Raw genomic sequence first — 18,569 nt, 5'->3', positions numbered from 1 at the left:
ATTAATAGATTGACGGAGAGATCACCTTGTTAGAGTACGTAGTGTCCTTCGAGCAGCTGGGTGTCAATGACGTCGAGCGCGTTGGCGGCAAGAACGCCTCCCTTGGCGAAATGATCAGCAATCTGGCCAACGCCGGCGTGACGGTTCCCGGTGGCTTTGCAACCACTGCAGATGCGTATCGGGAGTTTCTCGAGCAAAGTGGTCTCAATGATCGCATTCACGCTGCACTGGACAAGCTCGACGTCGATGACGTTAACGCTCTGGCCGAAACCGGTGCGCAGATTCGTCAGTGGGTTATGGACGCCGACTTCCCGCCGGCGCTGGATAAGGCAATTCGCGAAGCCTTTGCCAAACTGTCCGACGGTAACCCCAATCTGGCCGTTGCCGTGCGTTCCTCGGCTACGGCGGAAGACTTGCCTGATGCCTCTTTCGCCGGTCAGCAGGAAACCTTCCTGAACATTCGTGGTGTGGATAACGTCATTCACGCTGCCAAGGAAGTGTTCGCGTCGCTGTTCAACGATCGCGCCATCGCCTACCGCGTACACCAGGGCTTCGACCACAAACTGGTTGCCCTGTCAGCGGGTGTGCAGCGCATGGTGCGCTCCGAAACCGGCACTGCCGGTGTGATGTTTACCCTGGACACCGAATCCGGTTTCCGTGACGTCGTGTTTATCACCGGCGCATACGGTCTGGGCGAAACCGTGGTGCAGGGTGCGGTTAACCCTGACGAGTTCTATGTGCACAAGCCCACTCTGGCTGCTGGTCGCCCGTCGATTCTGCGTCGTAATCTGGGCAGCAAAGCGATCAAGATGGTCTACGGCGACGAAGCCAAGGCCGGTCGGTCGGTCAAGACTGTCGACGTTGATCTGGCTGAGCGCAGCCGCTTCTGTCTGTCCGAGGAAGAAGTCGTAAACCTGGCCAAGCAGGCCGTCATCATCGAGCAGCACTACGGTCGTCCGATGGACATCGAGTGGGCCAAAGACGGCGACGACGGCAAGCTCTATATCGTTCAGGCGCGTCCGGAAACCGTTAAGAGCCGCAGCAGCGCCAACGTCATGGAGCGTTACCTGCTGAAAGAGAAGGGCACTGTGCTGGTTGAAGGTCGTGCCATCGGCCAGCGTATTGGTGCCGGCCGCGTGCGCATCGTCAACGACGTTGCCGAAATGGACAAGGTCCAGCCGGGTGACGTTCTGGTCTCCGATATGACCGACCCGGACTGGGAGCCGATCATGAAGCGCGCCAGCGCGATCGTCACCAACCGTGGTGGACGTACCTGCCACGCGGCGATTATTGCTCGCGAACTGGGGATTCCGGCTGTTGTCGGTTGCGGCAACGCGACCACTGAGCTGAAGGATGGCCAGGAAGTGACTGTTTCCTGCGCCGAGGGCGATACCGGTCTGATCTACGCAGGCCAGCTGTCCTTCGACATCAAGACCAACAGCGTTGATGCGATGCCGCCGCTGCCGTTCAAGATCATGATGAACGTCGGCAACCCCGACCGCGCCTTCGACTTCGCCAACCTGCCCAACGAGGGCGTGGGACTGGCGCGTCTGGAATTCATCATCAACCGCATGATCGGCGTTCACCCCAAGGCACTGTTGAACTTCGACAGCCTGCCGGTTGACGTCAAGGACAGCGTGCAGAAGCGTGTTGCCGGTTACGGTTCGCCGGTCGATTTCTACGTCGACAAGTTGGTTGAAGGCATCAGCACGCTGGCTGCGGCGTTCTGGCCGAAGAAGGTCATCGTGCGCATGTCGGACTTCAAGTCTAACGAATATGCCAACCTGATCGGCGGCAAGCTGTACGAGCCGGAAGAAGAAAACCCGATGCTGGGCTTCCGTGGCGCCTCGCGTTACATCAGTGATTCCTTCCGTGACTGCTTCGAGCTGGAATGCCGTGCAATGAAGCGTGTACGCGACGAAATGGGGTTGACCAACGTCGAGATCATGATTCCGTTCGTGCGTACCGTTGGCGAAGCCAAGCAGGTTGTGGAACTGCTGGGTGAAAACGGCCTGAAACGCGGTGAAAACGGTCTGCGTCTGATCATGATGTGTGAGCTGCCTGCCAACGCGCTGCTGGCCGACGAGTTCCTGGAGCACTTCGACGGATTCTCCATTGGGTCCAACGATCTGACTCAGCTGACTTTGGGTCTGGACCGTGACTCCGGCATCATTGCGCATCTGTTCGATGAGCGTAATGCTGCAGTCAAAAAGCTGCTGAGCTACGCTATCTCGGCCTGCCGTGCTGCCAACAAGTACATCGGTATTTGTGGTCAGGGTCCGTCCGATCATCCGGATCTCGCGCGCTGGCTGATGGAGCAGGGTATCGAGAGCGTGTCTCTGAACCCGGATTCGGTGATGGACACCTGGTTCTTCCTTGCCGAGAATGACAAGTAAGCATCAGTACCTTCAAGTTCAAGGAGAATGCCATGCAGCACTATGTAACGCCGGATCTGTGTGATGCCTATCCCGATGTGGCCGTGGTCGAGCCGATGTTCAGCAACTTCGGTGGCCACGATTCCTTCGGTGGTCAGATCGTCACCGTGAAGTGTCACGAAGACAACTCGATCGTCAAGGAACAGGTCGATCAGGACGGCACCGGCAAGGTGATGGTGGTTGATGGTGGCGGTTCCATGCGCCGCGCTCTGCTGGGTGACATGCTGGCCGAGAAAGCGGCCAAGAACGGCTGGGAAGGCATCATCGTATACGGCTGTGTGCGTGACGTTGACGTACTGGCGCAAACGCCGCTTGGAATCCAGGCGCTGGCCAGTCACCCGATGAAGACCGACAAGCGTGGTATCGGCGATCTGAACGTCGTCGTCACCTTTGCTGGCGTGACCTTCCGCCCGGGTGAGTTCGTCTACGCCGATAACAACGGCATCATTGTCTCGCCTGTCGCGTTGACCATGCCCGAGTAACGTCGGCCCTGGTGGTATCGGGCAAGGGGGAGGGTGGCAACACCTCCCCCTTGTTGCATCTGGGGGCCGTATTTCCGTCACGGCTTCATCCCTGCAGGAGAATAGAGTCATGTCCAACGACGATTCGCTTGAAAGCCAGCTGCGCGCAATGATGCGCGACGAAAGCGCCGGCGATGCAGAACGCTCCGACGATCAGCGACTGGATCGGGTTCTGCACCGGGCGCACATTCACGGCGCGGTATTCGACCTGCTTGGACTGGTAGCCCGCTGGGGCTGGGTGCTGACCGAGGGAGGCGCGCGTGGTGTGCGTAACCTCAAGCCCAGTCGTCGCCAAGCTGACAACTCAACCCCTTCCGACCTGTAGTCAAGAGAGCTTAGCCATGGAATTCGATGTCTGGAGTCAAAGCTTCGTTGCGGCCATGACCACGCTGTGGAGCAAGGTTGCCTCGTTTATTCCCGATCTGATTGCGGCGCTGATTATCGTGCTGCTTGGCCTTGTCGTGGCCAAGGTTGTCGACGCGGTGTTGAGCAAAGGACTGGCCAAGGTCGGTCTGGATCGACTGATGAGCGGCACCGGTGTAAACAAGATGCTTGCCCGGGTTGGCATCAACAGTTCGGTGTCCGCGCTTACCGGCAAGATAGCCTATTGGTTCATTCTGCTGACCTTTGTCGTGTCGGCATCGGAGTCGCTCGGTCTTGCGCGGGTGTCTTCTACGTTGGACGCCATCACGCTTTATCTGCCCAAGGTTGTCGGCGCGGCGCTCATTCTGCTTGGTGGTCTGTTGCTCTCCCATCTGGTAAACGGCGTTGTGCGCGGCACGGCCGAAAGCATGGGCATGGAGTATGCGTCCGGGCTTGGTCGCTTTGTCCAAGGGCTGCTGGTCATCATCACGGTATCACTGGCGATCGGTCAGTTGCAGATCGAAACCGCGCTTCTGAATCTGGTGATCGCTATCGTGCTGGTCTGTTTCGGCGGTGCGGCCGCTCTGGCACTCGGGCTGGGCAGTCGTCAGGTGGTCGCTCAGATCATTGCGGGTATCTACGTGCGTGAACTCTATCAGCCGGGTGATCGGATCAAGGTCGCTGGCGTCGAGGGTGTGGTGGAGGAAATAGGCACCGTCAAGACGCAGATTCTCAGTGACGATGGCGAGCTTGTCTCTCTGGCCAATCGCTTGCTGATTGATGAGCCGGTGCGGCGCTGAGCGCCGCTTTAGTCATACGGAAGACATTACTACCTTGGTCAGTCTCAGCCGTCCACGCCGCCACTACAATCCGGCCGACCTCGATGATGAGGAGCTGGTGCTCAGGGCAAAGAGTGAGCTTATTCACACTACGACAGCCTATGAGGAGCTGATGCGGCGCTATCAGCGAACTTTGTTTAATGTTTGTGTTCGGTATTTAGGTAACGAGCGGGACGCGGATGACGTTTGTCAGGAAGTAATGCTGAAGGTTTTGCACGGACTGAAGCAGTTTGAAGGCAAGGCCAAGTTTAAAACATGGCTATATAGCATTACTTATAACGAGTGCATAACGCAGTATCGTAAAGAGAAACGCAAGCGCCGCCTGCTTGATGCACTCAGCCTCGACCCTCAGGGAGAGGCGCAGGAACAGGAGCTGCAGCCGCAGGCTTCAAAGGGGCTGAACAGTCTTCTGGTCCACGTCAATCCCATTGACCGGGAAATTCTGGTGTTGCGCTTTGTAGCGGAGCTGGAATTTCAGGAAATTGCAGACATTATGCACATGGGATTGAGCGCGACTAAAATGCGTTATAAACGCGCGCTGGAAAAACTGCGAAACCAGATTGACAGTCCTTTTATATAGGGCTTGTATAGTTGTTAGCAGGATTCAGTTATACTGTCGCGGAGTTTTGCGCAAGCTTAACGTCTTAATGGATTTGATGGGGATTCAAAGATGAAATTGAAAAACACTGTGGGTCTCGTTGTTGGTGCTGCTATTGCTGCGTCCAGCTTTTCTGCCATGGCTGCCGGCAAAGCCGGGTCGGTCGAGGTTGAAGCCTTTGCTGACCGTTACTTCACCGACAGCATGTATGGTCTGAACGATGGCACCCTGGTGGGTGGCAGCATTGGCTATTTCGTCACCGAGAACGTACTGCTCAACGCTGGTCTGGGTAAGTACCGGAACCTGGAAGTCGATGACGTCGCCAATGAAGATGTCGACGGCAAGCTGGCTCAGATCGAAGCGGTTTACCACTTCGGTACCGGCAATGTCCTCCCCTATATCTCTGCCGGTCTGGCTCACCAGGAGCTCAAGGCTGACAGCGACAACACTGATGATCGCACTACCATGGCCATGGCCGGTGTCGGTATCAAGAACTACCTGAACGAAAACTTCTTCGTCAAGGCTGGCGTTGATGCGCTTTACGGTTTTGACCACGGCAATACCGAATGGCAGGCAGGTGTAGGCCTGGGTATCAACTTCGGTGCCAAGTCCGCACCGGTTGCCGAGCCGGCTCCGGCGCCTGCTCCGGTAGTGGCTCCGGCTCCTGCTCCGGCTCCCGAGATGCAATCTGTTCGTGTTGAGCTTGATGTGCTGTTCGACTTCGACAAGGACACCATCCGTCCTGAATACCGTCAGGATATTCAGAGCCTGGCCGAGTTCATGAAGACCTATCCGTCGGTTACTACTACCGTTGAAGGTCACACTGACTCCGTCGGTAGCGATGCCTACAACCAGAACCTGTCCGAGCGTCGCGCCAATGCGGTCCGCGAAGCACTGATCAGCGAAGGTGTTGATGGCTCTCGCGTCAGCTCTGTCGGTTACGGTGAAGCCCGTCCGATCGCAGACAACAGCACTGACGAAGGTCGTTCGATGAACCGCCGCGTTGAAGCTGAAGTTGAAGCCCAGGTTGAAGTGAAGTAATTCACTTTCCAGGGAGCAAAAAACCCGGCCATCGGCCGGGTTTTTTATTGTCTGAAATATCAGGTTTCGCTGCTTTCCGGTTCGATTGAATTGACGCCGGGGAAGCGCAGACGGAAATCTTCCGGCATTGGACGAACCTTGCCGGTCGCAAAATGGAAAAACACAAAACCGGATTTTGCCAGTGCAACGAGTTCGCCGTTGCTGGCCTTGCTGATGCGAAAGATGATGTCGCCGCCGTACTTGTTCAGGTCCATCAGGCCGACTTCAAAAATCAGTGCGTCGCGGGCGAAGGCTTCACGAAGATAGGTGGTGGCAAGGTCGGTAACGATAATGCCAACGCCTTTCTCGCTCACTTCTTCGATACCGAACTGATACAGAAACCGCGCTCTGGCCTCGGAGATCATCGAGATCATCGAATCATTGGCCAGGTGGTTGGCGCCGTTGATGTCGGTGATACGAACTGTGAGCTGCGTGGTGAAGTAAAACTGGTTCTCGGGAAAGTCGAGTTGCAGACGTGCCATAACTGATAAAGCCTTGTTGCGTGAACCATAGGGCAGAAGTGGTGCGCATTCTACCTGAGAGGGTTGCTGCTTGATAGAAAAAAGGGGCTGCCCATGGCAGCCCCTTTCTCACACCGGAGTCTTGCGACTCTGAATCAGTGGCCTATCAGCCGAACTGGTTCATGGTGTTGTCTTTACCGCCGGCTTTCAGAGCAGCTTCACCAGCGAAGTACTCTTTATGGTTGTCGCCGATGTCGGAGCCAGCCATGTTCTGGTGCTTGACGCAGGCGATACCCTGACGGATTTCCTGACGCTGAACGCCCTTGACGTAAGCCAGCATGCCTTCCTTGTCGAAGTAGCCTTTTGCCAGGTTGTCGGTGGACAGCGCAGCAGTGTGGTAAGTCGGCAGGGTGATCAGGTGGTGGAAGATACCTGCTTCACGGGACGCATCGGCCTGGAAGGTACGGATCTTCTCGTCAGCCAGTTGAGCCAGTTCGGTCTCATCGTACTCAACGCTCATCAGCTTGGCGCGGTCGTATGCAGAAACGTCCTTGCCTTCTTCAACCATGGCATCGAATACCTGCTGGCGGAAGTTCAGAGTCCAGTTGAAGGACGGGCTGTTGTTGTAAACCAGCTTGGCGTTCGGTACGACTTCGCGGATACGGTTAACCATTTCGGCGATCTGACCAACGTGCGGCTTCTCGGTTTCGATCCACAGCAGGTCGGCACCGTTTTGCAGGCTGGTGATACAGTCCAGAACAACGCGGTCAACACCGGTGTCCTTGCGGAACTGGAACAGGCCGGAAGCCAGACGCTTGGGCTTGAGCAGTTTGCCATTGGACTTGATTACAACGTCGCCGTTCTGGATGTCGTCAGCGCTGGTGATGTAGTCACCGTCCAGGAAGCTGTTGTACTGGTCGCCCAGGTCGCCCGGCTCGTTGGTGACGGCGATCTGCTTGGTCAGGCCGGCGCCCAGGGAGTCGGTACGGGCAACGATGACACCGTCGTCAACGCCCAGCTCGAGGAAGGCGTAGCGAACAGCGTTGATCTTGGCGAGGAAGTCGGAGTGCGGAACGGTTACTTTGCCGTCCTGGTGACCGCACTGCTTCTCGTCGGAAACCTGGTTTTCGATCTGGATGCAGCAGGCACCAGCTTCGATCATCTTCTTGGCCAGCAGGTAGGTCGCTTCGGCGTTACCGAAACCAGCGTCGATGTCGGCGATGATCGGCACTACGTGAGTTTCGTAGTTGTCGATCTGGGACTGGATTTCAGCAGCCTTGGCCTGGTCGCCAGCTTCGCGAGCAGCGTCCAGAGCGGTGAACAGCAGGTCCAGTTCACGGGCATCAGCTTGACGCAGGAAGGTGTACAGCTCTTCGATCAGAGCGGCAACGGAAGTCTTCTCGTGCATGGACTGGTCAGGCAGCGGGCCGAACTCGGAACGCAGGGCAGCAACCATCCAGCCGGACAGGTACAGGTAGCGCTTGTTGGTGGTCTTCAGGTGCTTCTTGATGGAGATCAGCTTCTGCTGACCGATGAAGCCGTGCCAGCAACCCAGGGACTGGGTGTAGACAGAAGAGTCGGCGTCGTACTCAGCCATGTCTTTGCGCATGATGGCCGCGGTGTACTTGGCGACGTCCAGACCGGTCTTGAAACGGTTCTGCGCGCGCATGCGAGCGACGGACTCAGGGTTGATAGCGCTCCAGCCACTACCTGCTTTTTCTTTCAGCTCGGCAGCTGCTTTGATGTCGTTTTGATAAGCTGACATGGTCAATCCTTCAAAGTTTGCGTTAGGTTCAGCACGATTTGTCGACCCAATGCTCCGCTGCTGCGGTTACGCTCAAAGGACAGTATGAAAAGGAGGAGACTGGCATGGTGCCAAGAGGAGAGGAGGTGACAGTCTTGCGAGCGCTAAGCCATCGATAATGGCGTTTGCCTGCTGGCGTAAACTGTTCAGCTTTAATTGCTTCCCCGTCCCTCAGGACAACTTGGTTCCAGTCGCCACCTCGTCATTCGGCCTTGTGGGCTGTAAAGACACGCATCGAACCGTTGGTATGGGTGCGAAGCGGAGACCTTGAGGTCTCTGGCTAGCGGGAGCGACGCAATGATGGGACTTCGAACCTGATAAGTCAATGCCGTTTGTAGTGATTTTTAATCGGCACTACAAGGTTCAGGGCGTGACGCATCAGTCAAGTCGGTCTACTTTCAGGCGCAGCGTTCCGCTCTCCACTCGCTGGGTGCTGATCCGGCGGCCGAGGTCACTGTCATTGCCACCGTTCGACTCGTCGATTCCGCCAATGGATACCCACTCTCCCAGCCGAGCGGTGACTACGGTATCGGCTTGCTGCACGTCTATTACGCCGCTGTGCTGCGGATTGAGCCGATTATTGTTGGCGCTGATGGTGATGGTCGCGAGGTCGCCGCTGAGGCGAACGGTGGCATAGAAGCCCTGCGTCACGTCGCGGTACTGGGTCTGTTGAACAAGCTGGCCGTAGACGTTGGTGGTCGTGGTTGTGATCGGTACGCTCTGGCCGCCCTGAATCAGAACCGGGTAGCCTTCATTGGCGGTGATCTGGCGTACACCGTCGTTAGCGCCTGTGGTGCGACGGTTGATGATACGGGCGGTATTACCGTTGCCATCCGGCTGGCCGACAATGATCTCGACCGGTCCGGTATCTGCACTGCCGTCGACGCGGTAACCGCGCTGGCTGCCACTGCTGCTGCCGCTGCTGGCAACGCTGATCAGCAGGCGGGAGGGTTGCTTGTCCAGCTGGGCGATCAGCGCTTTGATCTCGCTGATGCGATTTGGCTCGGCTCTTATCAGGAGCTGGTTGCCGTAGGCCGAAACGCGCTCATTGGATTGCAGCATCGGCTGCAGGGCAGGGATGAGGTTTTCCGCAAGGTTGTATCCCAGCGGAACGATCTCGGTCGTGGGGGCCGCCTGCAGCGGGCTGGCTGCCAGACAAAGCAGGCAGAGCAAGGTTGCCAGGATGCGATGTTTCATAGCAGAAAACTCCTGATGGCCGGATCGGTCTGGCTGCTGTTCCAGCGCTCATCAAAGGTATCGCTCCAGCGCTTGACCTGATCCCGCGACGTCTGGCGGACAAAGCCCTCGCGCTGGCGTGCTACGGGCAGCATCAGAAACCCCTGTTGGTCAATCATGGCCTGCGCATAGCTTTGTCTGGGCAGGTCAGGATGCTGCTTGCGTACCTGGCAGAGGCTCGGGAAGCGACGGGCAAGGCTCAGCAGGGTATGACCGCTGAGGAAGTCGTTACTGACTTCCTGCAGCAAGACCTGAATGCGTGCCTTGGGATTGCGGGCAATCAGACGCTCGCAGGCCTGCAGTATGGCCTTGCGGTTGAACAGCCACAGCGCCTGCTCGGGAGCGAAGATGCGCACGCTCTGCAGGCAGCCGTCAAGCAGTTCGATCAGTTGCTCCTGCGCGTTCTGCTCGGTGATCGGGATCATATCCGGATCGCTGTAGTCCGGTTTCGCTGGGGGCTCTTCGTCTGGATTGTGGATGGTGAAGCGACCCGGCGACACAAACTCGATGTGGGGCAGGTGGTCGGATTTCTGTGTGTCATCGCTCCAGCGCATGTCCTGATGTTCGATGCCGGCATCAAGATAGATGTCCGAGCAGACTTCAAAGCCCAGGCGCTGATAAAAGGGAACGGCGTGGGTTTGCGCTGACAGGAGCAGCGTGTGCATGCCCTTGTCGATGGCGTGCGCCATGATGGCCCGCATCAGGCGCTCGCCGAGGCCAAGGCCCCGGTGTTGCGGCAAAATGGCGATACGGCCAATATGGCCGTCCTTCAGCAGTCTGCCGGTGCCGACCGGGTGGCCGGCACGCAGCAGCAGGAAGTGGGTTGCGCCTTCATCCTGCGCGTCCCACTCCAGGTCTTCCGGGACCTGTTGCTCATCGATGAATACCCGTTGACGAATGTCGCGCAGGGCCTTGCCTGCCTGCCAGTCAACGGTTGTCACGACGACATCACTCATCCTGCCTCTCCATTAGCAAAAAGCCTTTCTCCACCAGCTGTTCAAGCAGCTCCTGGGCGTCTTCCTCGCTGGTCCAGCCGAGCAGTAACTCGGCCGGCAGTGAACGCTGATTACAGATTAGCTGAACCAGCGGAAGCAGCGAGCTGCCAACGACGCAGTGTTCGCCGTTGGCAAACAGTCGCAGGCTGCCATCGTTGGCCTGCCAGTAAGCCAGGCGGACTGCCGGGTTGGTGCACAGGCCAATGCCGTCATTGAGCGCGTCCATCAATGGTTCCGGCTCTCCAGCATAGGCCTGGGCCAGCTCCGGATACTTTGCTTCGGTCATGTGTCGACCGAACCAGGTTGCCAGTGCCTCTTTATCTGAGACCAGTTCCAGTACGCTTTGTTGCAAGCGGTCGATCGCTGCCTGATCGATGGCGGCCGGGTCCTGGGGCTGGCTGATACCAGCATCGGTGTAGCGCTCGTCGTCACTGAGCAGGTGGGCAAGATAATCCGTGAAGTGCACCAGCACTTCCTGATGGCTCGGGGCGCGGAAGCCGACGGAGATAGTCATGCAGTCGGTTTCGGCGATGCCGTCGTGGGCAATCCCCGGGGGAATATAGAGCATGTCACCGGGTTCCAGCACCCACTCGTCCTGGCAGTCGAAGTCGGCGAGGATGCGCAGATCCGGGTGGTCGAGCAGCGGACTGTCGACGGTGCAGTGCTGACCAACCCGCCAGCGGCGCTTGCCGTACCCTTGCAGCAGGAACACATCGTAGTTGTCGTAGTGCGGGCCCACGCCACCGCCGGGTGCGGCGTAGCTGATCATGATGTCGTCAATCCGCCAGGTCGGCAGGAAGCGGAACCGGTCGAGCAGGTCCGCGACCTCCGGAACGAACTGATCCACGGCCTGGACCAGCAGTGTCCAATCCCGTTCAGGCAGCCTGGAGTAGGTGTCATCAGGGAAGGGGCCGCGCTGCAGTTCCCACGGGTGAGCACCGTCCTTGATGATCAGCCTGGACTCAACTTCCTCTTCCAGCGACAGGCCAGCAAGTTCGTTTGGCTCAATGGGGCTTTCAAAGTTGGGGAAGGCCTGGCGGATCAGCAGCGGTTTGCGTTGCCAATACTCGGCGAGGAAGCGTTCTACGCCAATGTCACCAAACAGCGAGTCGAATTCAGTTGTCATCATTCTGGCTCCAGAATAGACAACGCCCGGTCAATCCGGGCGCTGGGGAAGGTTTGCCGGCCCCCACGGGGCTGGCAGATCAGATGCGTTTTGCTTGTGCCACGGCATTGCCGATGTAGCTGGCCGGGGTCATCGCCTTGAGCTCGACCTTGGCTTGCTCCGGAATCTCCAGGCTATCAACGAAGGCTAGCAGGGCGTCGGGGGTAATGCCTTTGCCGCGGGTCAGGTCCTTGAGTTTTTCATAGGCGTTTTCAACGCCGAAACGGCGCATGACGGTCTGAATCGGCTCGGCCAGGACTTCCCAGCAGTTGTTCAGATCCTCAGCCAGGCGGGCCTCGTTCAGCTCCAGCTTGCCGATGCCCTTGAGTGACGATTCATAGGCGATGACGCTGTGGGCAAAGCCGACGCCCAGGTTACGCAGTACGGTCGAGTCGGTCAGGTCGCGCTGCCAGCGGGAGATCGGCAGTTTGCTTGCCAGATGCTGCATGATGGCGTTGGCGATGCCCAGGTTGCCTTCGGAGTTTTCGAAGTCGATCGGGTTGACCTTGTGCGGCATGGTCGAGGAGCCGATTTCGCCGGCAACGGTCTTCTGCTTGAAGTAGCCCAGCGAGATGTAGCCCCAGATGTCGCGGTCGAAGTCGATCAGGATGGTGTTGAAGCGAGCGACCGCGTCGAACAGCTCGGCGATGTAATCGTGCGGCTCGATCTGGGTGGTATAGGGGTTGAACTGCAGGCCCAGCGTCTGCTCGATGAATTGCTTGGCGTTGGCTTCCCAGTCCAGCTCGGGGTAAGCCGACAGATGAGCGTTGTAGTTGCCGACGGCACCATTGATCTTGCCCAGCAGCGGGATGCTCTCGATTTGGGCGATCTGGCGCTCCAGACGGTAAACCACGTTGGCCAGTTCCTTGCCGAGCGTGGTCGGGGAGGCAGGCTGGCCGTGGGTGCGCGACAGCATCGGTACGGCGGCATGCTCAACGGCCAGGGCGCGAATGGCGGCGGCAATCTGGCGCATCAGCGGCAGCAGCACTTCATCGCGGCCGGCACGCAGCATCAGTGCGTGGGACAGGTTGTTGATGTCCTCAGAAGTGCAGGCGAAGTGAATGAATTCGCTGACTTTTTCCAGCTCCGGAAGCTGCTTGGCCTGCTCCTTGAGCAGGTACTCAACGGCTTTCACGTCGTGGTTGGTGGTGCGCTCAAACTCCTTGACGCGTTCGGCGTGGGCCATGTCGAAGTCTTCAGCCAGGCGATTCAGGATCGCATTGGCTTCGGCGGAGAAGGGGGCGACTTCGCTGATGCCCGGGTGAGCGGCGAGGCACTGCAGCCAGCGCACTTCGACCTGTACACGGAAGCGAATCAGACCATATTCGCTGAAAATAGAACGCAGGCTGGCGGTCTTGCTGCCATAGCGGCCATCAACCGGGGATACGGCGGTCAGGGAAGAAAGTTGCATAGTTCTCTCGTCGAGCTGCTGGCGGAAAAGGGCCAAATCATACACCAGCCGGGCGGGTTTTGCCCGACTTGGAGGGCAGATACACGCTGATCAGGCTGGCGGCGAAGATCAGGCCGGCACCGGCCCATGATGACCAGCCCGGCACCTCACCCCACAGTGCCCAGGCAAACAGACCGGAAAACACGATAGCCAGGTAGCTCAATGGCCCGATTTTGCCGGGCGGAGCGAGGGCGTAGGCCTTGGACATCACCAACTGGCTGACGGTCGCAACCAGCCCGACAGCAATCAGCAGGCCGACTTGTTTCAGCGTCAGCGGTTGCCAGGCCCAGGTCATCGGGATGGCGGACAGCAGCGCCGAAAACGTCGAAAAATAAAACACGATACGGGTCGCAGGTTCACTGTTGCTCATCGCCCTGATGGAGACGAATGCGCAGGCCGCAAGCAGGCTGGCGGCGACGCCGGCGAGGGCCTTGGGGTCAAACAGCGCGCCGCTGGGCTTGGCGACCAGGATAACGCCAGCGAAGCCGATGGACACCGCCAGCAGCATGCGCCCGGTCAGGCTTTCCTTCAGCCACCACCAGGCCAGTACGGGAGTAAAGACCGGTGCTGCGTAGGTGAACACCATGGCATCGGCCAGCGGCAGATGGGCAATGGCGTAGAAGAAGCAGTACATCGCCCCCAGGCCATAGAAGGTACGCAGGAAGTGGTTACCAAGGCGGCTGGTACGAAAAGGGCCAAAGCCGCGCACCAGAATGATGGGGATGAAGAACAGTACGCCTATCAGGTTGCGGGCGAAGACGACGGTTTCGTTATTGACGCCCTCTGACACTTCGCGGATCAGCACCCCCATGCAGGCGAACAGCAGAGCCGACAGCGCCAGCAGCATGGCGCCGGCGCGGGGCTGGTCCTGGCGGACCAGTTCAACCACGCAGCACCGCGCGAGTGGCGTCCAGCAGCTTCTTGCGTTGAAACAGCAACTGCCAGCGATGGCCGCCAACCTGGCGCCAGAGCGTCGCAGAGCGAATGCCGGCCAGCAGCAGCGTGCGCACCCGGTTGGCGACCTCCGGCTGCTGCAAAAAACGCATGTCACCATGGACCTGAATGCGCAGGCGCAGCGTGCTGATGGTGTCCTGGTAGGTGCTTCCGAGCGACGCCATGACGTTGTCGTGCAGCAGGCCAAAGTGCTCGACCTGGTTTTCGGCCTGGGCAATACGCTGGCCGAGTACCTGCAACATGTCCTCGCGCTTGGCCAGCTGACGCTCAAGGGAGAGCAGGTTCATGACGTAGCGCAGGGCATCGCGCTGGAGGGCTCCGGTATCGCGCTCGAGCATGGCCTCCAGTGCTTGCAGGCCGCTGCGAATCTGGTGCGGGCTGCCGCCGTAGACATCAATGACGTTATCCGGTGAGCGCTTGAGGATGCTGGCTACCAGGCAGGAGCCCGGGCCCTCAGCCAGCTTTCCGCTGCGCGCCAGGCGGTCGACCTGAATGCCGGCCTCAAAGGTGGCGCCTAACGCAATGACCTGATCGGTGGCGCGGCTCAAGGTGCTTCTCCGTTGGCAATGGCGGTCTCGATCACGCCACCACCCAGGCAGATGTCGCCGCTGTACAAGACCAGCGACTGGCCGGGCGTTACCGCGCGTTGTGGTTCGTCAAAGCGAACCAGATAGCCGTCTTGGGTCTTCTCCAGCGTGCAGGCCTGGTCGGCCTGCCGGTAGCGGACCTTGGCAGTCAGGCGCAGAGGTTCGGTGATCTCGATCGGGTTTACCCAGTAGATTGAGGAGCAGGTGAGGGCGTCGGAGAACAGCCATGGGTGGTTGTTGCCCTGGCCGACAATCAGCACGTTGTTGGTCAGATCCTTGCGCAGCACGTACCAGGGTTCATCACTGGCACCCTGAAGGCCGCCAATGCCCAGTCCCTGACGCTGGCCGATGGTGTGGTACATCAACCCGTGATGCCGACCGATCACAGTGCCGTCGGTGGTTTCGATATCGCCCGGCTGCGCTGGCAGATATTGCTTGAGGAAGTCGCTGAAGCGGCGCTCGCCGATAAAGCAGATGCCCGTCGAGTCTTTCTTGCGGGCGGTGGCCAGCTCGTAGCGTTCGGCGATGCGACGCACTTCGGGCTTTTCCAGTTCGCCAACCGGGAACAGGGTGCGGGCAATCTGCTCGGCACCGACGGCATGCAGGAAGTAGCTCTGGTCCTTGTTGTTGTCGATCCCGCGCAGCAGAACGGTCTGACCATCGCGCTCTGCACGGCGCACGTAATGACCGGTTGCGATCAGGTCGGCGCCCAGCGACAGGGCATAGTCCAGAAACGCCTTGAACTTGATCTCGCGGTTGCAGAGGATGTCCGGGTTGGGAGTGCGGCCGGCCTTGTATTCTTCCAGGAAGTGCTCGAAGACGTTATCCCAGTACTCTGCGGCAAAGTTGGCGGTATGCAGCTTGATGCCCAGTTTGTCGCTTACAGCCTGGGCGTCTGCCAGGTCTTCCATCGCAGTGCAGTACTCGGTGCCGTCGTCTTCGTCCCAGTTTTTCATGAACAGGCCTTCGACCTGATAGCCCTGTTCCAGCAGCAGTGCGGCTGAAACGGACGAGTCGACACCGCCGGACATGCCGACGATGACGCGAGTTTCGGAGTTGGGCGTGCTTGGCTGGTTAGACATGTCAGCGAATCAAATCCAGTGAATAGTGCGGTTTATTCAGATAATCCTGCACGCAGCCCAGAACCAGATGGCTGCGCAGATGTTCAGTATTGTCGACAAGTTCGTCGAGCGACATCCAGCGCGCGCGAATAATACCTTCGTCCAGCGTTCGTCCGGCGTCATGACTGATAGGCTTGGCACTGAAACAAACGCGCTGATAGGTCTCGCCGTTGGCCGCCTGGAACAGATAGATGCCGACGACAGTGGTAAGCTCGACGTGCCAGCCCGTTTCTTCCAGGGTTTCCCTCAGGGCGGCCTGGAGCAGGGTTTCGTCGGCCTCAAGGTGGCCAGCGGGTTGATTCAGGACAATGCGCCCATCGCGCTTTTCCTCGACCATCAAAAAACGCGACTGATGTTCGATAATGGTGGCGACGGTGACGTGGGGTAGAAATCGCATCGCGGCTCCTTGGCAGGTGCGTTAGGGTAGCGCAAACCACCGATTCGGTGAACCTCCGCTGCCGGCTTTGGTAAAGCGGAGGAAAACGGCTAGGATTCTGAGTGGTCGTGTTTTGTAGTGTGGTTGTAGTGTTACTACATATTGTCGACTGATCATCCCTCATTGATAGCTCAAATGGCGGTGGAGGGCGGCAGGTCACGAGATTGTAGACAAAAGTGCGTGACATTCTGTAGGAAAACTACAACAATAGCGCGGCTGAAAATCCGTATTCATGGGATGTTGGGGGTTACCCGCCTGCCAGCATCGCCTGTGGCAACGACAACATAAACGGAGTCAAAGATGGGATACCAAAAGATCAAGGTGCCGGCCAGCGGCGACAAAATTACCGTTAACGCCGACCTTTCCCTGAACGTACCCGACAACCCGATCATCCCCTTCATCGAGGGTGACGGCATCGGTTTCGATATTTCCCCTGTCATGATCAAGGTCGTCGACGCTGCTGTTGAAAAAGCGTACGCCGGCAAGCGCAAGATTTCCTGGATGGAAGTCTATGCGGGCGAGAAAGCCACTCAAGTCTATGATCAGGACACCTGGCTGCCGGCTGAAACGCTGGACGCCATCAAAGAGTATGTTGTTTCCATCAAAGGCCCGCTGACTACTCCGGTAGGTGGTGGTATCCGCTCCCTGAACGTTGCCCTGCGTCAGGAACTCGACCTCTATGTCTGCCAGCGTCCTGTTCGCTGGTTCGAAGGTGTGCCGAGCCCGGTCAAGAAGCCGGGTGATGTTGACATGGTCATCTTCCGCGAGAACTCCGAAGACATCTACGCCGGTGTCGAGTGGAAGGCCGGCAGCCCGGAAGCTGAAAAGATCATCAAGTTCCTGACCGAAGAAATGGGCGTCAAGAAGATCCGCTTCACCGACATGTGCGGTATCGGTATCAAGCCGGTTTCCGAAGCAGGCACCAAGCGTCTGGTTCGCCAGGCTCTGCAATACACCGTCGACAACGACCGTGACTCCCTGACCCTGGTTCACAAGGGCAACATCATGAAGTTCACCGAAGGTGCCTTCAAGGACTGGGGTTACGAAGTTGCTCGCGATGAATTCGGTGCCGAGCTGCTGGACGGCGGTCCGTGGATGCAGTTCAAGAACCCGAACACCGGTAAGAACATCGTAGTCAAGGACGTCATCGCTGACGCCATGCTGCAGCAGATCCTGCTGCGTCCGGCCGAGTACGACGTTATCGCTACCCTGAACCTGAACGGTGACTACCTGTCCGACGCGCTGGCCGCTGAAGTAGGCGGTATCGGTATTGCTCCGGGTGCCAACCTGTCCGACTCCGTTGCCATGTTCGAAGCGACCCACGGTACTGCGCCGAAGTACGCTGGTCAGGACAAGGTCAACCCGGGTTCGGTGATCCTGTCTGCTGAAATGATGCTCCGCCACATGGGTTGGGTTGAAGCGGCCGACCTGATCATCAAGGGCGTTAACGGTGCCATCGCCAACAAGACAGTGACTTACGACTTCGAGCGTCTGATGGACGGTGCGAAGCTGCGCAAGTGCTCCGAGTTTGGTGACGACGTCATCGGCGCCATGTAAGCGCAAAGATGCGGGTCGTGTTGAGCGATCCGCATTGGCTGAAAACAACAAAGCCGGCGAAAGCCGGCTTTGTTGTTTGCGTGATCTGAATGGTCACTCAGTCATGCATGAGGCTCGTTGCGCCTTCATTTTCCACCTGTTTCTTGCTAGGTTGCTCAACGGTGGACTGGATGTTGATGGCGTGCAAGCCCTTGGGGCCCTGGATAATGTCAAACTGAACCGGCTGACCGGCCTTGAGCGTTTTGTAGCCGTCCATGTGGATGGCGGAATAGTGCGCAAAGAGGTCTTCGTCCCGCCCGTTCGCTACGATAAATCCGTAGCCCTTGGCATTGTTGAACCATTTGACCTTACCGTTCTCCATACTACGTCCCTCTGATAGCTTGTCACATCATGTGAGTGGTGTGGTTCTTGCTGACCAACTGGGTGTTCGGGATGTAAATGGTGACTGGTCAGTCAAGCACTATTACACTTTTAACATCGAATCGGGGCAAGTCAAGCAGCCCCCAAAGTAAGCTGTGTACCAGTACGCAGTTTTGCGATGAGCGGCATCTTTTCTGGCTTCCAGCGGTGATACGGCAAATGTTTTCAATGACAGATTTTCAACTAACCTTAAATCACGGGTCGGGTGAGCCCGAACATGAGGATGATCACGGCCTGGCGGTTGAGACCAGCAAGCCTCAGCTCAAGCCCCCGTCCCGCTATAAGGTCATCATGCTGAACGATGACTACACACCGATGGATTTTGTTGTGGAGGTTCTGGAGCGTTTTTTTGCCCATAACCGGGAAAGTGCCACACAGATCATGCTCAAGGTGCATACTGAAGGTAGAGCGGTCTGCGGCATCTATACCCGGGATATAGCCGAAACCAAGGCCGCGGACGTCAACGACTACGCGAGGGAATGCCAGCACCCGTTGATGTGTCAGATTGAACGGGAAGCGTAACAAGGCGAATTGCATCGCATACGAG

19 protein-coding genes are annotated in these 18,569 nt (G+C 58.1%); 8 read left to right on the top strand and 11 right to left on the bottom strand.

Annotated features, from left to right (window positions below; translation table 11 throughout):
- Positions 1-26: 26 nt before the first annotated feature.
- The 6 genes from ppsA to ACZ5WQ_RS05835 all read left to right on the top strand — a co-directional run bounded on the left by ppsA (position 27) and on the right by ACZ5WQ_RS05835 (position 5,797).
- Positions 27-2,396 (top strand): phosphoenolpyruvate synthase, encoded by a 2,370-nt coding sequence (ppsA, locus tag ACZ5WQ_RS05860; protein WP_228247519.1) that lies wholly within the window; start codon positions 27-29, stop codon positions 2,394-2,396.
- A 32-nt stretch (positions 2,397-2,428) separates the two neighbouring features.
- Positions 2,429-2,917, top strand: a complete 489-nt coding sequence (gene rraA, locus ACZ5WQ_RS05855; RefSeq protein ID WP_104738534.1) for a ribonuclease E activity regulator RraA — start codon at positions 2,429-2,431, stop codon at positions 2,915-2,917.
- Positions 2,918-3,026: 109 nt separating this feature from the next.
- Positions 3,027-3,281: a hypothetical protein gene (locus ACZ5WQ_RS05850; RefSeq protein WP_228247521.1), complete on the top strand. Its 255-nt coding sequence runs from the start codon at positions 3,027-3,029 to the stop codon at positions 3,279-3,281.
- A gap of 16 nt (positions 3,282-3,297) precedes the next feature.
- Positions 3,298-4,119, top strand: a complete 822-nt coding sequence (locus ACZ5WQ_RS05845; protein ID WP_228247522.1) for a mechanosensitive ion channel family protein — start codon at positions 3,298-3,300, stop codon at positions 4,117-4,119.
- A 34-nt stretch (positions 4,120-4,153) separates the two neighbouring features.
- Complete coding sequence (sigX, locus tag ACZ5WQ_RS05840) at positions 4,154-4,738, top strand: RNA polymerase sigma factor SigX (protein ID WP_464383356.1); 585 nt, start codon at positions 4,154-4,156, stop codon at positions 4,736-4,738.
- A gap of 90 nt (positions 4,739-4,828) precedes the next feature.
- Entirely contained in the window at positions 4,829-5,797 is a 969-nt protein-coding gene (locus ACZ5WQ_RS05835; protein WP_088274148.1) for an OmpA family protein, read from the top strand.
- A gap of 59 nt (positions 5,798-5,856) precedes the next feature.
- Here the strand turns inward: ACZ5WQ_RS05835 and ACZ5WQ_RS05830 are convergent, their stop codons facing one another.
- The 10 genes from ACZ5WQ_RS05830 to ACZ5WQ_RS05785 form a co-directional block, all read right to left on the bottom strand.
- The gene (locus ACZ5WQ_RS05830) at positions 5,857-6,318 is read right to left on the bottom strand and encodes an acyl-CoA thioesterase (RefSeq protein ID WP_233049733.1); all 462 of its coding nucleotides are present in this window, start codon (positions 6,316-6,318) and stop codon (positions 5,857-5,859) included.
- 145 nt (positions 6,319-6,463) lie between these two features.
- Complete coding sequence (locus ACZ5WQ_RS05825) at positions 6,464-8,062, bottom strand: isocitrate lyase (protein WP_228247525.1); 1,599 nt, start codon at positions 8,060-8,062, stop codon at positions 6,464-6,466.
- A 417-nt stretch (positions 8,063-8,479) separates the two neighbouring features.
- Positions 8,480-9,298 carry a secretin N-terminal domain-containing protein gene (locus ACZ5WQ_RS05820; RefSeq protein WP_269687288.1) on the bottom strand — a complete coding sequence of 273 codons (819 nt, stop codon included), beginning with the start codon at positions 9,296-9,298 and terminating at the stop codon, positions 8,480-8,482.
- On the bottom strand, positions 9,295-10,293 hold the full coding sequence (locus tag ACZ5WQ_RS05815; RefSeq protein WP_228247527.1) for a GNAT family N-acetyltransferase: 999 nt from the start codon (positions 10,291-10,293) through the stop codon (positions 9,295-9,297). Before ACZ5WQ_RS05815 ends, ACZ5WQ_RS05820 begins: the two co-directional genes overlap by 4 nt.
- The gene (locus ACZ5WQ_RS05810) at positions 10,286-11,458 is read right to left on the bottom strand and encodes a ribosomal protein uL16 3-hydroxylase (RefSeq protein ID WP_373315103.1); all 1,173 of its coding nucleotides are present in this window, start codon (positions 11,456-11,458) and stop codon (positions 10,286-10,288) included. Before ACZ5WQ_RS05810 ends, ACZ5WQ_RS05815 begins: the two co-directional genes overlap by 8 nt.
- Positions 11,459-11,537: 79 nt before the next feature.
- Positions 11,538-12,908: an adenylosuccinate lyase gene (purB, locus tag ACZ5WQ_RS05805; RefSeq protein WP_228247529.1), complete on the bottom strand. Its 1,371-nt coding sequence runs from the start codon at positions 12,906-12,908 to the stop codon at positions 11,538-11,540.
- Between the two features lie 37 nt (positions 12,909-12,945).
- The gene (locus tag ACZ5WQ_RS05800; protein WP_335599753.1) at positions 12,946-13,794 is read right to left on the bottom strand and encodes a DMT family transporter; all 849 of its coding nucleotides are present in this window, start codon (positions 13,792-13,794) and stop codon (positions 12,946-12,948) included.
- 34 nt (positions 13,795-13,828) lie between these two features.
- Positions 13,829-14,449, bottom strand: a complete 621-nt coding sequence (hflD, locus tag ACZ5WQ_RS05795) for a high frequency lysogenization protein HflD (protein ID WP_088274155.1) — start codon at positions 14,447-14,449, stop codon at positions 13,829-13,831.
- The gene (gene mnmA / locus ACZ5WQ_RS05790) at positions 14,446-15,570 is read right to left on the bottom strand and encodes a tRNA 2-thiouridine(34) synthase MnmA (protein WP_338213397.1); all 1,125 of its coding nucleotides are present in this window, start codon (positions 15,568-15,570) and stop codon (positions 14,446-14,448) included. The genes hflD and mnmA overlap by 4 nt, the downstream gene beginning before the upstream one ends.
- Before the next feature lies 1 nt (position 15,571).
- A complete protein-coding gene (locus ACZ5WQ_RS05785; RefSeq protein ID WP_088274157.1) occupies positions 15,572-16,006 on the bottom strand; it encodes an NUDIX hydrolase in 435 nt (144 codons plus the stop codon).
- Between the two features lie 339 nt (positions 16,007-16,345).
- On the opposite strand from ACZ5WQ_RS05785, the gene icd reads away from it, so the two are divergent.
- Entirely contained in the window at positions 16,346-17,602 is a 1,257-nt protein-coding gene (icd, locus tag ACZ5WQ_RS05780) for an NADP-dependent isocitrate dehydrogenase (protein WP_088274158.1), read from the top strand.
- A 97-nt stretch (positions 17,603-17,699) separates the two neighbouring features.
- Here the strand turns inward: icd and cspD are convergent, their stop codons facing one another.
- A complete protein-coding gene (gene cspD, locus ACZ5WQ_RS05775; protein ID WP_088274159.1) occupies positions 17,700-17,963 on the bottom strand; it encodes a cold shock domain-containing protein CspD in 264 nt (87 codons plus the stop codon).
- Positions 17,964-18,190: 227 nt separating this feature from the next.
- Between cspD and clpS the strand changes: the two genes are divergently transcribed.
- Positions 18,191-18,544, top strand: a complete 354-nt coding sequence (gene clpS / locus ACZ5WQ_RS05770) for an ATP-dependent Clp protease adapter ClpS (RefSeq protein WP_373315075.1) — start codon at positions 18,191-18,193, stop codon at positions 18,542-18,544.
- Positions 18,545-18,569 lie beyond the last annotated feature (25 nt).

This window comes from Halopseudomonas sp. T1L2 (assembly GCF_055397385.1).
This window is presented reverse-complemented; position numbering and strand designations above follow the sequence as displayed.

Excerpts from the sequence above, each read along its gene's own strand:
- rraA (WP_104738534.1), top strand. The coding sequence starts at position 2,429 with ATGCAGCACTATGTAACGCCGGATCTGTGTGATGCCTATCCCGATGTG.
- ACZ5WQ_RS05850 (WP_228247521.1), top strand. The coding sequence starts at position 3,027 with ATGTCCAACGACGATTCGCTTGAAAGCCAGCTGCGCGCAATGATGCGC.
- ACZ5WQ_RS05845 (WP_228247522.1), top strand. The coding sequence starts at position 3,298 with ATGGAATTCGATGTCTGGAGTCAAAGCTTCGTTGCGGCCATGACCACG.
- ACZ5WQ_RS05835 (WP_088274148.1), top strand. The coding sequence starts at position 4,829 with ATGAAATTGAAAAACACTGTGGGTCTCGTTGTTGGTGCTGCTATTGCT.
- ACZ5WQ_RS05830 (WP_233049733.1), bottom strand. The coding sequence starts at position 6,318 with ATGGCACGTCTGCAACTCGACTTTCCCGAGAACCAGTTTTACTTCACC.
- ACZ5WQ_RS05825 (WP_228247525.1), bottom strand. The coding sequence starts at position 8,062 with ATGTCAGCTTATCAAAACGACATCAAAGCAGCTGCCGAGCTGAAAGAA.
- ACZ5WQ_RS05820 (WP_269687288.1), bottom strand. The coding sequence starts at position 9,298 with ATGAAACATCGCATCCTGGCAACCTTGCTCTGCCTGCTTTGTCTGGCA.
- ACZ5WQ_RS05815 (WP_228247527.1), bottom strand. The coding sequence starts at position 10,293 with ATGAGTGATGTCGTCGTGACAACCGTTGACTGGCAGGCAGGCAAGGCC.
- ACZ5WQ_RS05810 (WP_373315103.1), bottom strand. The coding sequence starts at position 11,458 with ATGACAACTGAATTCGACTCGCTGTTTGGTGACATTGGCGTAGAACGC.
- purB (WP_228247529.1), bottom strand. The coding sequence starts at position 12,908 with ATGCAACTTTCTTCCCTGACCGCCGTATCCCCGGTTGATGGCCGCTAT.
- ACZ5WQ_RS05800 (WP_335599753.1), bottom strand. The coding sequence starts at position 13,794 with ATGCTGCTGGCGCTGTCGGCTCTGCTGTTCGCCTGCATGGGGGTGCTG.
- mnmA (WP_338213397.1), bottom strand. The coding sequence starts at position 15,570 with ATGTCTAACCAGCCAAGCACGCCCAACTCCGAAACTCGCGTCATCGTC.
- ACZ5WQ_RS05785 (WP_088274157.1), bottom strand. The coding sequence starts at position 16,006 with ATGCGATTTCTACCCCACGTCACCGTCGCCACCATTATCGAACATCAG.
- icd (WP_088274158.1), top strand. The coding sequence starts at position 16,346 with ATGGGATACCAAAAGATCAAGGTGCCGGCCAGCGGCGACAAAATTACC.
- cspD (WP_088274159.1), bottom strand. The coding sequence starts at position 17,963 with ATGGAGAACGGTAAGGTCAAATGGTTCAACAATGCCAAGGGCTACGGA.
- clpS (WP_373315075.1), top strand. The coding sequence starts at position 18,191 with ATGACAGATTTTCAACTAACCTTAAATCACGGGTCGGGTGAGCCCGAA.